This is a genomic window from Nocardiopsis baichengensis YIM 90130, assembly GCF_000341205.1.
GTDB lineage: Bacteria > Actinomycetota > Actinomycetes > Streptosporangiales > Streptosporangiaceae > Nocardiopsis_A > Nocardiopsis_A halophila.
In genome coordinates, this window is the sequence record NZ_ANAS01000044.1 from 1 (window position 1) to 15044 (window position 15044).

General features: G+C 75.0%; 13 protein-coding genes. 10 read left to right on the forward strand and 3 right to left on the reverse strand.

Going from position 1 to position 15044, the window contains the following annotated elements; all coding sequences use genetic code 11:
• Positions 1 to 108: 108 nt before the first annotated feature.
• Positions 109 to 240 (forward strand): hypothetical protein, encoded by a 132-nt coding sequence (locus C892_RS32695; RefSeq protein WP_275041839.1) that lies wholly within the window; start codon positions 109 to 111, stop codon positions 238 to 240.
• Between the two features lie 132 nt (positions 241 to 372).
• Here the strand turns inward: C892_RS32695 and C892_RS0127245 are convergent, their stop codons facing one another.
• Positions 373 to 627: a DUF2630 family protein gene (locus C892_RS0127245; protein WP_017541094.1), complete on the reverse strand. Its 255-nt coding sequence runs from the start codon at positions 625 to 627 to the stop codon at positions 373 to 375.
• Positions 628 to 788: 161 nt separating this feature from the next.
• Here C892_RS0127245 and C892_RS0127250 point away from each other — a divergent pair, with 161 nt between their 5' ends.
• The 5 genes from C892_RS0127250 to C892_RS0127270 all read left to right on the forward strand — a co-directional run bounded on the left by C892_RS0127250 (position 789) and on the right by C892_RS0127270 (position 5537).
• Complete coding sequence (locus C892_RS0127250; protein WP_017559797.1) at positions 789 to 2270, forward strand: FGGY-family carbohydrate kinase; 1482 nt, start codon at positions 789 to 791, stop codon at positions 2268 to 2270.
• Positions 2222 to 2884: a histidine phosphatase family protein gene (locus tag C892_RS0127255; protein ID WP_017559798.1), complete on the forward strand. Its 663-nt coding sequence runs from the start codon at positions 2222 to 2224 to the stop codon at positions 2882 to 2884. Before C892_RS0127250 ends, C892_RS0127255 begins: the two co-directional genes overlap by 49 nt.
• Positions 2885 to 3275: 391 nt before the next feature.
• Positions 3276 to 4757, forward strand: coding sequence for an FGGY family carbohydrate kinase (locus C892_RS0127260; RefSeq protein ID WP_017541091.1), 1482 nt, complete (start codon positions 3276 to 3278; stop codon positions 4755 to 4757).
• Between the two features lie 251 nt (positions 4758 to 5008).
• On the forward strand, positions 5009 to 5296 hold the full coding sequence (locus tag C892_RS0127265; RefSeq protein ID WP_017541090.1) for a metal-sensitive transcriptional regulator: 288 nt from the start codon (positions 5009 to 5011) through the stop codon (positions 5294 to 5296).
• Positions 5297 to 5330: 34 nt separating this feature from the next.
• Positions 5331 to 5537: a heavy-metal-associated domain-containing protein gene (locus C892_RS0127270; RefSeq protein WP_017541089.1), complete on the forward strand. Its 207-nt coding sequence runs from the start codon at positions 5331 to 5333 to the stop codon at positions 5535 to 5537.
• Between the two features lie 301 nt (positions 5538 to 5838).
• Here the strand turns inward: C892_RS0127270 and C892_RS0127275 are convergent, their stop codons facing one another.
• Entirely contained in the window at positions 5839 to 7197 is a 1359-nt protein-coding gene (locus C892_RS0127275; RefSeq protein ID WP_039820877.1) for an NAD(P)/FAD-dependent oxidoreductase, read from the reverse strand.
• Between the two features lie 267 nt (positions 7198 to 7464).
• On the opposite strand from C892_RS0127275, the gene C892_RS0127280 reads away from it, so the two are divergent.
• On the forward strand, positions 7465 to 7977 hold the full coding sequence (locus tag C892_RS0127280) for a hypothetical protein (protein WP_017559799.1): 513 nt from the start codon (positions 7465 to 7467) through the stop codon (positions 7975 to 7977).
• Between the two features lie 1151 nt (positions 7978 to 9128).
• On the opposite strand, the gene C892_RS0127285 is transcribed toward C892_RS0127280, so the two are convergent.
• Positions 9129 to 9707: an SACE_7040 family transcriptional regulator gene (locus tag C892_RS0127285; protein WP_017559800.1), complete on the reverse strand. Its 579-nt coding sequence runs from the start codon at positions 9705 to 9707 to the stop codon at positions 9129 to 9131.
• A 153-nt stretch (positions 9708 to 9860) separates the two neighbouring features.
• Here C892_RS0127285 and C892_RS0127290 point away from each other — a divergent pair, with 153 nt between their 5' ends.
• Genes C892_RS0127290 through C892_RS0127300 form a run of 3 tightly spaced genes read left to right on the forward strand, consistent with a single transcriptional unit; the run spans position 9861 to position 14834 of the window.
• Positions 9861 to 11486 (forward strand): carboxyl transferase domain-containing protein, encoded by a 1626-nt coding sequence (locus tag C892_RS0127290; RefSeq protein ID WP_017559801.1) that lies wholly within the window; start codon positions 9861 to 9863, stop codon positions 11484 to 11486.
• Positions 11487 to 11514: 28 nt separating this feature from the next.
• Entirely contained in the window at positions 11515 to 13671 is a 2157-nt protein-coding gene (locus C892_RS0127295) for an acetyl/propionyl/methylcrotonyl-CoA carboxylase subunit alpha (RefSeq protein WP_017559802.1), read from the forward strand.
• A gap of 5 nt (positions 13672 to 13676) precedes the next feature.
• Complete coding sequence (locus C892_RS0127300) at positions 13677 to 14834, forward strand: acyl-CoA dehydrogenase family protein (RefSeq protein ID WP_017559803.1); 1158 nt, start codon at positions 13677 to 13679, stop codon at positions 14832 to 14834.
• The last annotated feature ends 210 nt before the right edge of the window (positions 14835 to 15044 follow it).

Genomic DNA, 15044 nt, shown 5'->3' on the forward strand with positions numbered 1-15044 from the left:
CCCCGACTCTCCCGAGATCAACGGGGGTGTCGGTGCGGGCGGGGCCCGGAGAGCTCCACCACGCCAGCGGACACGCCCCTGGGGCGCACTCATGAACGTAGGGGCGGCATGAACCTCTTCCAGGAAGTCTTCCAAGGCGTTCACGGCCTGTCCGCGCCACCGGCGACGGATCATCTGGCCGTCGTCGACGCGTGGCTCGGGGCTCTGCGTGATGCAGGCGGCGTCTCCGCGACCCCCTGAGCGGATCACCTGCTCGTCTGAGCCACCGCAGCCGACCGGTCTCGCAGGCGACGCGCCCGCGGACATGGCGGCGATCCACGAAGGCGGGGGGTCAGAGTCCTGGACGGGGCTTCAGCCCTGGTCCACACCCGGTCACTGCCAATAACCTTCGACTTCTGAGGCCGGGCGGACGCGGGCCTCGGGGGCCTCGTCTCCGTACTCCTCTTGGGCGCGGCGCTGGCGGAGCAGGTCCCAGCACTGGTCGAGTTCGGCGGCGACGCTCCGCATTCGGGCGCGCTCGTCCGGCGTCAGGCGGTGCTCGCTCTGCTCGCGCAGCGCCTTCTCCTCGCCGATCAGCTCGTTGACCCGGGAGAGGATGTCCTTCTCCGCCCGCTTTTCGTCGCTCATGAGCCAATGGTCGGCCGCCGGCTTCCGGACGGCAAGCCTGGCGACCGGCGTTTCCGCAGCTCGCCGCGGTAACGGTGAGGCGGAACAGGCCCCCGCGGCGACCCCACTACTTCACATATACTATGTGAACTTAACATCGTTATTCACATTCAGGAGGCGACGTGGCGGATCCTTCGGCGCCGCTGTGGGTCGGCATCGACGTGGGCACCCAGGGCGTCCGGGCGGTGGCGGCGCTCGACGACGGCACGGTGGCCGGCCAGGGGGCGGCCCCGCTGCGCGGCACCCGCCGCGACGGCCGCCATGAGCAGGACCCCGAGCACTGGTGGGAGGCGGTGGGCGCGGCCTGCCGCACCGCGATGGAGCAGGCGGGCGCCGGGCGCCCGGTCGGGGGCGCGGCGCTGTGCGCCACCTCCGGCACCGTGCTCGCCGCGGACCGCGCCCTGCGCCCGCTCGGCCCGGCCCTGATGTACGACGACGGGCGCGCGGCCGCGGCCGCCGAGGACCTGATCGCCGCCGCGGGCGAGGAGGCCTGGCGGCGGGTCGGCGCCCGCCCCCAGCCCTCCTGGGCCTTCGCCCGGCTGGCCCTGCTCGGCCGCCGCGCCCTGCGGCCCGGCCGCGGCGACCTGCTGCTGCACCAGGCCGACTTCCTCACCGGGCGGCTGAACGGCGCCCCGACGGCCGCCGACACCAGCCACGCCCTCAAGTCGGGGGCCGACCCGCTGACGGCCGCTTGGCCGGACCCGGTGGTGGAGGCCATGGGGGTGCCCCCCGCCGCGCTCCCCGCGCTGACGGCGCCGGGACGCCCTGTCGGCACGGTGTGCGCCCGGGCGGCCGCGCACACCGCTCTTCCGCAGGGCACGCCCATCGTGGCGGGGATGACCGACGGGTGCGCGGCCCAGCTCGCCTCCGGGGCCTTGGAGCCGGGCCGGTGGAACGCGGTCCTGGGCACCACGCTGGTGCTCAAGGGCACCTCCGAGCAGCGGATCTCCGACGGCGCCAGCGGCGTCTACAGCCACCGCTCCCCCGACGGCAAGTGGTGGCCGGGCGGGGCCTCCAGCACCGGTGCGGGGGTCCTGACCTCGGCGTTCCCGGGGACCGACCCGGCCTCCATGGACGCCGTCGCGGACCTGGACCGCCCCGCCTCGGCCGTCGTCTACCCGCTGGCGGGCCACGGCGAGCGGTTCCCGTTCGCCGCCCCGCAGGCGCGCGGATTCACCCTCGGTGCCCCGACGGACGAGGCCGACCGGTACGCGGCCACCCTGCAGGGGGTGGCGTTCGTGGAGCGGCTGTGCTTCGAGCGGCTGGCGGAGCTGGGGGCCCCGGTGAGCGGCCCGGTGCGGGTGACCGGCGGCGCGGTGGCCGGCGCGCGGTGGACACAGCTGCGGGCGGACGTGCTCGGGCGGGCGCTGGAGGTGCCGGAGAACACGGCACCGGCGTTCGGCATGGCGCTGCTGGCTGCGTGCGGGGGCGGGCCGCCCGAGCGCGTCGCTGCGCGGATGGTGCGGATCCGCGCGACAGTGGAACCGCGCCCCGAGGTCGGCGAGCGGCTGGAAGGCGCGTACAGGCGGTTGGTCGAGGAGCTCGCGGAGCGCGGGTGGACGGACGCCCCGGCCGGGGCGGGAGCACGGAGGGGACTGCGGTGACGGAGCCGACGGAGCTGGTCGTGGTGCGGCACGGGGAGACGGTGTGGCACCGGGAGAACCGGTACGCCGGGTCGAGCGACGTGGCGCTGACCGAGAACGGCGTGCGGCAGGCCGAGGCGCTGGCGCGGTGGGCCGCGACGGCGGGGCTGAGCGCGATCGTCAGCTCGACGCTGAGCCGGGCCGCGGACACGGCCGCTCCGGCGGGCGAGGCCGCGGGGCTGCCGGTGGCGACCGACCCGCGCCTGGTGGAACAGGACTTCGGCGACGGTGAAGGGCTCACCTCCCGGGAGATGCGCGAGCGGCTGGACGGGGCGCGGGAGCGCTTCGAGCTGGACCCGTTCCGCAACCCGCTGCCGGGTTCGGAAGACCCCGTGAAGGCGACCGAGCGCGGGGTGGCGGCCCTGGCCGACGCGGCCCGGGCACACCCGGGCGGGCGGGTCCTGGTGGTGGCGCACGGGACGCTGATCCGCCTGGTCCTGTGCCGGTTCCTGGGCATGGACGCGGGCCGGTACCGGAGGGCCTTCCCCAAGGTCGGCAACTGCCGCGGCGCACGCCTGCGGTGGGAGGAGGGCGAGGTGGGCCTCCTGGGCTTCAACGAGCCCATGGAGGCCTGACCGGAGGCCCGTGGGCCACGCGCGGTCCAGCAAGATCACCAACGACGGAGCAGCCGGTGCCCCACGTCCGGGCTCCGGCCGGGCGGCGGGCTCCAAAGGTGCAGGGAGGCGGGCGGTTCCCCGGCCGACGTCCCTGAGCGGGGCACCCGCTGCTCCGTCGCCGCTGCTTTTCCGGAGCCGCGAGGAGCCAGGTGGCCGACAGGCAGCACCGGGGAACCGCCCCTCCCCCACACCCCGGATCTGACCTCGTCGGACCCCGGGTCGCCGACCGATGACCCGGCTCTACCACCGGCGGGGGTTGACGTGACCTGGACCATAACCGTATTAGTAGGATGTAATCACCACACATGATGTTAATTTCACATTCATTTTGATCGAACGGTGGCGGCGGATGGACATCGGCGTGGACGTGGGCACCTCCCTGACCAAGGCGGTGGCCTTCGACTCCCAGGGGCGCGAGGTCGACACCGCCTCCGTCCCCACGGCCCTGGAGCACCCGGCGCCCGGCCATGTCGAACAGGACGCCGAGGCGGTCGTCTCCTCGGTCGGCGCCGTCGTGCGGGCGCTCGCCTCGCGCCTGGCCGAGCCCGTGCGCCTGGTCGCCCTCACCGGACAGGGCGACGGGCTCTGGCTGCTGGACCGCGACGGCCGCCCCGTCCGCCGGGCCATGTCCTGGATGGACGGCCGCGCTTCGGGGATCATCACCGAATGGGAGCGCAGCGGCGCCGCCGCCGAGGTGTTCGCCGCCACAGGAGGCGCCCTGTTCCCCGGCGCCCAGGCCGCGCTGCTCGCCTGGGCCGACCGCGCCGAGCCCGGCTCCCTCGACCGCGCAGCCACCGCCGCCTACTGCAAGGACATGGTCTTCCAGCGCCTCACCGGCGTCCGCGCCACCGACCCCTCCGAGGCGTCGATGCCCTTCGGAGGCTCCTCCGAGGGCTACAGCGCCTCCGCCCTGCACGCGACCGGCCTGGAGCACCGCGCCGGCCTGCTCCCGCCGGTGCACGACGGCCCTCCCCTGGCCGCGCTCGACGCCGCCGGAGCGGCGCTGACCGGCCTGCCCCAGGGCACCCCGGTCTCCTCCGGCCCCTACGACCTGCCCGCCTGCGCCCGCGGCGCCGGGGTCACCCGTCCCGGCGACGGCCTGCTCATCGTCGGCACCACCCTCGCCTGCCAGGTGGCCCGCACCTCCGTCGAGACCACCGGCACCCGCGCCGGGATGTCCCTGGCCACCGGGGCCGGCGACTACCTGCGCGCGATGCCCGCCATGGTGGGCACGGCGAGCCTGGACTGGGCGCTGCGGCTGACCGGGCGGCCGGTGGAGGACCTGGAGTCCCTGCTGGAGGGGTCGCCGCCGGGGGCGAACGGCCTGCGCGTGCTCCCCTACCTGGCCCCGTCGGGCGAGCGGGCCCCCTTCGTCTCCCCCTACGCGCGCGGGGAGCTCGACGGGCTCAGCCTCCACCACGGCCCCGCCGACGTCGTCCGCGCGGTGTGCGAGGGGATCGCCTACGCCGCGCGGCACTGCCTGGAGGCCGCCGGGCTGCAGGGGCGGCTCACCCTGTGCGGCGGGGGCGCCCGCAGCCGTGCGTGGGTCGGGGTGTTCTCCGCCGTGCTCGGCCGCCCCGTCGCCCTGGCGCCGGGGGCCCAGGCCGGCGCGCGCGGTGCGGTCCTGGCGGGCCTCCGAGTCCTGGGCGAGGAGGCCGACGAGGCCGCGTGGACCGGTGCCCCCGTGTCGGCCGAACCCCCGCGGGAGCTGGTCGAGGCCTACGACGAGGGGTTCCGCCGCTACCTGGCCCGCCTTGCGGCCTCCCGCCCTCTCTGGGAGGCGGACGCGGCGGCCCCGGCCCCCGCGGGAGGCGCCCTCAGGCCGGCCTGAACGCCGCCGCCCGGAAGGGGGGACCCCCAGCCCGCCCCCTCGACGGCGGGGCGGCAGGGCCTCCCCCACCGGATCGGACGGCCGTACGGCGCGGACCTCCCGGGCCGTTCCTCCCGTGTTCGCCGGTATGTCCCCCCGGTCGGCGCGCCATAGGGTTGCCCCGCGAGGAATGCCGGTGAACCATGCCAGGTTGGATACCGCGAGGGGGTATATTGATGGACGCAGACTCTGACGAGCAGGGGAGCACCCGGATGGCGACCTACGGCTACCACGATGACAAGCAGAGCCACATCAACCGGCTGCGCCGGATCGAGGGCCAGGTCCGCGGGTTGCAGCGCATGGTCGAGGACGACAACTACTGCATCGACATCCTGACCCAGACCGCCGCGGTCAACAAGGCGCTGCGGTCCTTCGCCCTGTCGATGCTGGACGAGCACCTCAAGCACTGTGTCGGGCACGCCGTGGCCAACGGCGGCGAGGAGGCCGACGAGAAGGTGCGCGAGGCGTCCGAGGCCATCGCCCGCCTGGTGCGCTCCTGACCGTCCCCGGAGCGAACGGAAAGTGAGGCCCCCAATGGCCGGCACCACCATCACGGTCAGCGGAATGACCTGCCAGCACTGCGTCAGCTCGGTCAAGGAGGAGGTCGGCGAGATCGCCGGCGTGACCTCGGTCGAGGTCGACCTCGGCAGCGGCCGCGTCGACATCACCAGTGACGAGCCCATCCCCGCCGACCGCCTCGCGGCCGCCATCGACGAGGCCGGGTACACCGTCACCGGCTGACCCGGCGCCGCACCGCCACCGACGAGCGCGCCCGAACCCCGCGGGGTTCGGGCGCGCTCGCGTCCCGTCCCGCCGGCGGCCCCGCGGACGGCCGCCCGTTCCTCTCGGGATCCGCCGCGGCTCCGGACGGCGCGGACGCGCCATCGGCGGAGGGCCCCGGAGCCTGCGCCGCCCGGTGTTCCGCACGCCGCACCCGGCCTGCGGGCTGGGCGCTTCCGCGGCCCGTCGGTGCGCATGAGTCCGCGCCGGCCGGGCCCCGAGCCGTCGGGGCCCGCGCCCGCCGCCGCCCGGCGGAAGGACGCTAATCCCCGCCGGTCTCCTTCAGGCGCTTGGCCTCCGCCTTGGCCGTGTCGCGGTCCAGGTAGTGGTCGCCCTCGATGTCCACGAACGCCGTCGGCTTACCGTGGTGGAAGCCCAGGCGCGCGACCTCGCCCCCGAGCATCGCGTCGATCACCCAGTTCGCCAGCACGCGTGCCCGCGACGGCGCGGACGGAACCGCAGCCAGGTGGTAGGCGCGCGTCACCCCGAGCGCGGGCAGCCCGCTCAGCTCGTACCCCAGCGGCCGGGCCAGCGCGTCCTTGCCGCTCAGGTCGACCACCAGCCCCAGGTCCTTGTGCACGAACGGCGCGAGCGGCCGCCCCAGCAGGGACGCGACCACGTTGTCGGCCACCACCGTGCCCTGCCGCTGGGCGAACTGCGCCGTGGGCGGGCAGTAGCCGCCCTCGTCCTTGACCAGGTCCGGCACGGCGGCCGCGTCGCCCAGCGCGAACACGCCGTCCAGGCTCTCGGCCGCCATGTCCGCGCCCACCACGAGCCGCCCCCGGTCGGTCTCCCCGTCGAGGGTGGCCATCAGCGGGCTGGGCGTGGTGCCCGCGGTCCAGATCAGCGTGCGGCAGGGCAGCACCCGGCCGTCGGTGAGCGTGACCCGGTTCTCGGTGACCTCCTTGACCGAGACCCCCAGCTTGACCTCGATGCCCAGGCCGCGCAGCAGGTCCAGGGCCTCGTCGCCGAGCTTGGTGCCCAGCTCGGGCAGGATGTGGGGGGCGATGTCCACCAGGTGCCAGCTGATCAGCGAGCGCAGCTCGGGGTAGCGGCGCGCCATGTCCTCGGTGAGGCGCTCCAGGGACGCGGCGGTCTCCACGCCGGTGTAGCCGCCGCCGACGACGATGAACCGGCAGCGCTCCTCGCGCTCGACCGGGTCGTCGCTGGCATTGGCCAGCTCCAGCTGGGCCAGCACGTGGTCGCGCAGCACCACGGCCTCGGCCAGGTTCTTGTTGCCGAAGGCGTGCTCGCGCAGGCCGGCGATGTCGAAGGCCCGGGTCAGGCTCCCCGGCGCCAGGACCAGGCGGTCGTAGCGCTCGTGGGTCATCTCGCCGTTGATCTTCTCGACCACGACGGTCCGGGCGTCGGTGTCCACGCCCATGGCGGTACCGGGCACCATGCGGGTCCGGCGCAGCACGCGGTTGAGCGAGACCGCGATCGACTGGGGCGTGAGCAGCCCGGAGGCGACCTGCGGCAGCAGCGGGCTGTAGAGCATGTAGTCGTTGGGCGCGATGAGCACGATCTCGGCGGCCGCCCGCGGGATGCGCCGCTCCAGCCGACGCAGCGCGTGCAGCCCCGCGAACCCCGCACCGATGACCACGATCCTGGGACGTGCCATTGTCGAACCACTCCCCCTTCGACGGACCCGCTGCCCGGGCGTCCCCGTGCCGAAACTAACCCCTCGCCGCGCCCGCGCGGCGGCCAACGCGCCCGGTCGGCGCACCTTTTGGCGGGGATTTGCGCCGGTCCGCATTCCGATACCAGAGGTTCAGCCACCCATGACCCTGCGATGATCACACATGGTTACGATTTGATATCGGAATGTGATCGCCGGGCCCCGTTCCCGCCGATCACCCGGATCGACCGACCCGAGATAGGGGAGATCATGAAGCGTGTCAGCAAGGCGGCGGCCGTCGCCCTGATGACCGGTGGCCTGGTGTGCGCGGGCGCGACCGCCGCCACGGCGGAGGAGAAGCCCGCGGTTCCCGAAGCCGACCTGATCGCGAACATCACCGCGGTGTGCGAGGCGGCCTCAGAGCTGGACGCCGGCGAGGCCGCCGAAGGCACACCTGTGGAGGACGTCGAGGGCGCCGCCGAGGGGGCCGCCGACACCGCCACCGACACCGCAGGCGAGGCGGGTGAGGCGGCCGAGGCGGGGGAGTCCGTGGACACCGAGGCCGCCACCGGTGCCGCCGACGACGCGCAGGCCGAGCTGAACGCGGCCGTCAAGAAGCTGTGCGAAACCGCGGAGGGCGCCGACCTCGAAGCGCTCGGCGAAGCCCTGGGCACCGTCGAGGGCGCCACCGGGGGCGTGGACACGGGCGCGGTGGACGGCGCCACCGAAGGCGTCGACACCGGCGCCGTCGATGGCGTGACGGGCGGCCTCGGGCTGAACTAGCGCCGACTCGGTCAGGGGCCCATGGGCCCCTGACCGGGGACCGCGGTTCGCGAGGCCGTCCGAGAACGGCGCAGCGGGTGCCCCGCTCACGGCTTCTCGCCGAACGCCGGGTCGGCGCCGGTCGGGGAAGAGGGCGACGACGGCACAGCGGTGCCCCGCTCCGGGCCGATCGGCGAGAAACAGGGCACCGGGGTGCCGGGTGGAAGGCGGCGACGACAAAGGGCCGCGGCCCTTGCGGTAGCGCTGTCGGGGGTCGTGTCCGCTGGCGTAGTGGGACTCTCCGGGCCCCGGCCGCCCCCGTGGAGCACTGCCCGCCGCCCGCCCGAATCGCCCGGTTCGAAGGGGCGTGGGAGCCTCGGACACCCCGGAGCGCCCCCCGGAACCGGGCGAGTGCACGATGCCGGCCATACCAGAACCGGATTCGGTGCCTGATCCCCCCTCTACTGGCAGTCGGGTCCCACTTACACCGCCGATCGTCACTGCGAGTAGTCGAAAACGGGTCGGTGGCGACGCGAAAACCGGCGCAGGGGCGATACCCCGGCCGCCTCCACCCAACCGCCTCCCCGGAAGCCCGGCAATCAGGGGTCTTCTGGACGCCTTTTCCCCGAATCCCGTTCTGGTCTGGCCGACACCGCGCCTGGAGCCCGCCATGGGGCGTCGATGAGCGCGCTCCCGCCCGCTCCAAGCCGTGACGGTTCGTATTGCCCCAGTTCAGTAGCGTGCCGCCGATCGAAGGGGGTGCCCGGTTCGGACCGGTCGGGCGCCGCGAACGCGCGTGAGCCGACCCCGGCCCCGCCCGGACCACGGAGAGCCCCGTCACCCAGCGGGCAGTCCCGGGACCGCCCGCATCGTCCCGTCGCCGCCCGTTCCCGGAACCGGCGGCGGCCCGCCGCCCGGCACCCGACAGCGCTACCGCAAGGGCCGCGGACCTTCCTCGTCGCCGCCCTCCACCCGGCACCCCGGCGGCCCGCCGTCCGAACGAGCACCAAGCGCGGGGCACCGGCTGTCCCTTCACCGGTGAGTATCCGCGCGCCCGGCACCCGACGGCACCAGGCGATGGAGCGCCATCCGGGGCTCTTCGCCGCCCGGCCCCGGACCGCCGGTGCCCCGACGCCGCGGCATCGCGGCATCGCGGCATCGCGGCGGATCCCCTACGCGTCCTCGGCCAGCAGTGCGGCCCTGCCCATCCGGAACAGGAGGTCGGCCATGGGCTCCGGCGCCAGCTCGCCCGCGCTGTGCGGGGTGGAGTTGAGCAGCCCGAACGCCGCGTGCACCGCCGCGCGCAGGGACTGCGGGTCGCGTCCCGGGCGCAGCAGCGCCAGGACCCGCACCCACCCCTCGGCGTAGCCCCGCTGCAGCCGCCGGATGCGGCGGCGCTCGGGCTCGGGCACGTTGTCCAGCTCCCGGTCGTGCACGGTGATCAGCGCCGGCTCGCCCAAGGCGAAGGCGATGTGCCCGCGCAGCAGCCCCTCCAGCGCCTCCTCGGGCCCGGCCGCCGAGGCCGCGACGTCCTCGCCCTGCTCGGCCAGACGCTCGCTGACCTCCAGCAGCATCGCCGCGAGCAGCGCCTCCTTGCCCGGGAAGTGCCGGTAGAGCGCGGGCCCGGTGGTCCCCACCGCGCGCCCCAGGTCCTCGATGGACACCCCGTGGTACCCGCGGGCGGCGAACAGCCCGGCGGCCGCCCGCAGGATCTCGGCGCGGCGGGAGCCCGCCGCCGCCCGCTCGGCCATGGCCGCTCCCCTCGCTCGCCGTCCGCCTTCGTCGTCCGCCCCGCCGTCCGCGGCCGATGATCGTACCGGGATCGGCCGGTGTGACGCTGGACACCGATGTTAGTCATCACTAACATCGACGATGTTAGCGGCCATTAACACAGAGGGGAACCGATGAGCAGGGCACCCGCGCTCTCCTCGGCGGTGGACACCGGCGGCGCCGCGTTCGCCGCCAACGCCGAGGCCAACCGCGCCCTCGCCGCCGAGCTGCGGGAGCGCATCGCCCGCACCTCGCTGGGCGGCCCCGAGAAGACCCGCATCCGGCACGAAGAACGCGGCAAGCTGCTGCCCCGCGAGCGCGTGCGCGCGCTGCTCGACCCCGGCTCCCCCTTCCTGGAGCTGTCCCCGCTCGCCGCCTGGGGCCTGTACGGCGAGGACGGCCACGACGCCCCCGCCGCCGGGATCATCACCGGCGTCGGCCGCGTGGCCGGCCGCGAGGTGGTGGTCGTCGCCAACGACGCCACCGTCAAGGGCGGCACCTACTACCCCATGACGGTCAAGAAGCACCTGCGCGCCCAGGAGGTGGCCCGGCAGAACCGGCTCCCCTGCGTCTACCTGGTCGACTCCGGCGGCGCCTTCCTGCCCATGCAGGACGAGGTCTTCCCCGACCGCGACCACTTCGGGCGCATCTTCTACAACCAGGCCACCCTCTCCTCCGAGGGCGTCCCGCAGATCGCCGCCGTCCTGGGCTCGTGCACCGCCGGCGGCGCCTACGTCCCCGCGATGAGCGACGAGGCCGTCATCGTCCGCGAACAGGGCACCATCTTCCTCGGCGGCCCGCCGCTGGTGAAGGCCGCCACCGGCGAGGTCGTCAGCGCCGAGGAGCTGGGCGGGGGCGAGCTGCACTCCCGGGTCTCCGGGGTGACCGACCACCTGGCCGACGACGACGCGCACGCGCTGTCCATGGTCCGCGACATCGCCGCCACGCTCGGCCCCCGCGAGGAGCCCGCCTGGGAGCGGCGCGAGTCCCGCCCGCCCGCGCTGGACCCCGACGAGCTGTACGGCATCATCCCCACCGACACCCGCACCCCCTACGACGTGCGCGAGGTCATCGGCCGCATCGTCGACGCCAGCGAGTTCACCGAGTTCAAGGCCGAGTACGGCAGCACGCTGGTCACCGGGTTCGCCCATGTCCACGGCCACCCGGTGGGCATCGTCGCCAACAACGGCATCCTGTTCGCCGAGTCGGCCATGAAGGGCGCCCACTTCATCGAGCTGTGCGACCGGCGCCGCATCCCGCTGCTGTTCCTGCAGAACATCTCCGGCTTCATGGTGGGCCGCGACTACGAGGCCGGGGGCATCGCCAAGCACGGCGCCAAGATGGTCACCGCCGTGGCCTGCGCGCGCGTCCCCAAGTTCACCGTGGTCATCGGCGGCTCCTTCGGCGCCGGCAACTACAGCATGTGCGGCCGGGCCTACTCCCCCCGCTTCCTGTGGATGTGGCCCAACGCCCGCATCTCCGTCATGGGCGGCGAGCAGGCGGCGTCGGTGCTGGCCACCGTGCGCCGCGACCAGAAGGAGGCCCGCGGCGAGGAGTGGAGCGCCGAGGAGGAGGAAGGCTTCAAACGACCGGTCCGCGACCAGTACGAGCACCAGGGCGAGCCCTACTACTCCACCGCCCGGCTGTGGGACGACGGCGTGATCGACCCGGCCGACACCCGCACCGTGCTGGGCCTGGCCCTGTCGGCCGCCCGCCGCTCCCCCCTGGAGCCGGTGGGCTACGGCGTCTTCCGGATGTGAGGCGGGCGTGAGCGATGAGAGGTGGACGATGACGACGACCGACCCCCGCGAGCGCGCCCGGGCCTGCCGCCCGGGCACCGCCCCGTCGGTCCTGGTGGCCAACCGCGGCGAGATCGCGGTGCGGATCATGCGCACCCTGCGCCGGCTGGGCATGCGCTCGGTCGCGGTCTACAGCGACGGCGACGCCGGGGCCCGGCACACCCGCGAGGCCGACGAGGCGGTGCGCATCGGCGGCGCCGCCCTGGCCGACAGCTACCTCAACGGGCCCGCGATCATCGGTGCCGCCCGGCGCGCGGGGGCGACCATGGTGCACCCGGGCTACGGGTTCCTCTCGGAGAACGCCGGGTTCGCCCGGCAGTGCGCCGAGGCCGGGCTGGTGTTCGTCGGCCCCCCGCCCGAGGCCATCGAGGCCATGGGCGACAAGATCCGCGCCAAGGAGGCGGTCGCCCGGGCCGGGGTGCCGCTGCTGCCCGGGTTCGCCGAGGAGCCCGGGGCGCCGCTGTCCGACGCCGACCTGGCCGAGGCCGCCGACAAGGCCGGGTACCCGCTGCTCATCAAGCCCTCGGCGGGCGGCGGCGGCAAGGGCATGCGGCTGGTGCGCGAGCCCGGCGAGCTGGCCGGGGCCGCGGCGGCGGCGCGCCGGGAGGCCGCGGCCTCCTTCGGCGACGCCACCCTGCTGGTGGAGCGCTACGTCGACCGGCCCCGGCACATCGAGGTGCAGGTGCTGGCCGACGCCCACGGCACCGTGCTGCACCTGGGCGAGCGCGAGTGCAGCCTGCAGCGCCGGCACCAGAAGATCGTCGAGGAGGCGCCGTCGCCGCTGGTCGGCCCCGACCTGCGGGCCGCGATGGGCGGGGCGGCCGTCGCCGCCGCCAAGGCCTGCGGCTACGTGGGCGCGGGCACGGTCGAGTTCATCGTGCAGGACACCGCCTCGGGCGACCCCGAGTTCGCGTTCCTGGAGATGAACACCCGCCTGCAGGTGGAGCACCCGGTCACCGAGGAGGCGGTGGCCGTCGGCGGCCGCCGCGGGGTGGACCTGGTCGAGCTCCAGCTGCGGGTGGCCGCCGGCGACCCGCTGCCCTTCGCCCAGGCCGACGTGGGGCTGGAGGGGCACGCCGTGGAGTGCCGTGTCTACGCCGAGGACCCCACCCGCGACTTCCTGCCCACCGGCGGCACGGTGCTGCGGCTGGAGGAGCCGGAGGGCGAGCGCATCCGGGTCGACTCCGGCCTCGACGAGGGCACCGCCGTCACCTCGGCCTACGACCCGATGCTGGCCAAGGTCGTCGCCTGGGCCCCGGACCGCGCCTCGGCGCTGCACCGGATGGACGCCGCCCTGGCCCGGTACACGCTGCTGGGCTGCGGCACCAACGTGGCGTTCCTGCGGGCGCTGGTCGCCCACCCGGCGGTGGCCGCCGGGGACCTGACCACCGGCCTGACCGAGCTGCTCCGCCCCGAGCTGGCGCCCGGCGGGGACGCCGCCGTGCCGCCGCAGGTGTACGCGGCCGCCGCGCTCGACCACCAGCTCGGCCTGGAGCCGGCCGGGCCCGGCGCCGACCCGTTCGACGTGCCGAGCGGGTGGCGCCCCGGGGAGCACGCCTGGACCACCTGGCGGCTGCGCGCGCCGGGCCGCGACCCGGTCGCGGTGGAGGTGCGGCGGCTGTCGGGGGCCGACACCGGCGCCGGCGCGCCGGTCGACTACGAGCTGCGGGTCGGCGACGGCCAGGCCGTGCGGGCCCGCGCGCACCGCTCCCCCGACGGCCGGGCGCTGACCGTGGCCTCCGAGGGGCGCACCCTGCGCTACGAGCGCGCCGCCGCGGGGGGCGAGCTGTGGCTGGGCCGGGCCGGGGCCGCCTGGTCCTTCACCGACGCCCCGGCCATCACCCCGATGCGCACCTCCTCGGCCGCCGCCGACGGCACGCTGCGCAGCCCGATGCCCGGCACCGTGCTGGCCGTCCCCGTCGCCGTGGGCGACCGGGTGGCGGCCGGGGGCCCCGTCGTCGTCGTGGAGGCGATGAAGATGGAGCACACGGTGACCGCCCCCGTCGACGGGACCGTCGCCGAACTGAAGGTGCGCCCCGGCGACGCGGTGGCCATGGACGCCGTCCTGGCCGCCGTCGCACCGGACCCCGCGGACCCCGCCCCGACCGGGCCGGGCCCGTCCACCGACTCCCCGACCCAGGAGTGACCGCCATGACCAGCACCGCACTGTCCGCCGAGCACGAAGAGCTGCGCCGCACCGTCGAGGCCTTCGCCCGCGACGAGGTGGCGCCGGTCATCGGCGACTACTACGAACGGGAGGCCTTCCCCTACGAGATCGTGGCCAAGATGGGCCGGATGGGCCTGTTCGGGCTGCCCTTCCCCGAGGAGCACGGGGGCATGGGCGGGGACTACTTCGCCCTGTGCCTGGCGCTGGAGGAGCTGGCGCGCGCCGACTCCTCGGTGGCGATCACCCTGGAGGCGGGGGTGTCGCTGGGCGCGATGCCGATCTACCGCTTCGGCAGCGACGAGCAGCGCGCGACATGGCTGCCCCGGCTGTGCTCGGGCGAGGCGCTGGGCGCCTTCGGGCTGACCGAGCCGGGGGGAGGCTCGGACGCCGGCGCCACCCGCACCACCGCCCGCCTGGAGGAGGGGCGGTGGGTGGTGGACGGCACCAAGTGCTTCATCACCAACTCGGGAACCGACATCACCGCGCTGGTGACGGTGACCGCGGTGACCGGCCGCAAGCCGGACGGGCGGCCGGAGATCTCGACGATCCTGGTGCCCTCGGGCACCCCCGGGTTCACCGTCGGGCAGAAGTACTCCAAGGTGGGCTGGAACGCCTCGGACACCCGTGAGCTGGTGTTCCAGGACTGCCGGGTGCCCGAGGAGAACCTGGTGGGCGAGCGGGGGCGGGGCTATGCCCAGTTCCTGCGGATCCTGGACGAGGGGCGGATCGCGATCGCCGCGCTGTCGGTGGGCCTGGCCCAGGGGTGCGTGGACGAGAGCCTGCGCTACGCGGGCGAGCGGGAGGCGTTCGGCTCGGCGATCGGCGGGTACCAGGCGATCCAGTTCAAGATCGCCGACATGGAGGCCCGGGCGCACACGGCGCGGCTGGCCTACTACGAGGCGGCCCGCAGGATGCTGGCGGGCGAGCCGTTCAAGAAGGAGGCCGCGATCGCCAAGCTGGTGGCCTCGAACGCGGCGATGGACAACGCCCGCGACGCCACGCAGGTCTTCGGCGGCTACGGCTTCATGAACGAGTACGCGGTCGGCCGCTTCTACCGCGACGCCAAGATCCTGGAGGTCGGCGAGGGCACCAGCGAGGTGCAGAAGATGCTCATCGCCCGCGAACTCGGCCTCCCCGCCTGACCGGCGGAGGGCACCGGGGCCGGGCGCGGGATCCGCCCACGCCCCCGGTGCCCTCTCCGCGCCCCCGGGCCCGCTCCGTGGGCGGACCGGGCGGTCCGTCCGGCGCGGTGGCGGTCTCGGCCTCGTCGGGGAGGTGGGAGACGCGACGCCCGGCCCTCGGCGTGGGAACCGTGCAGGGCAGGCACGCGGAGTCAGGAGTGCGGGTCATGC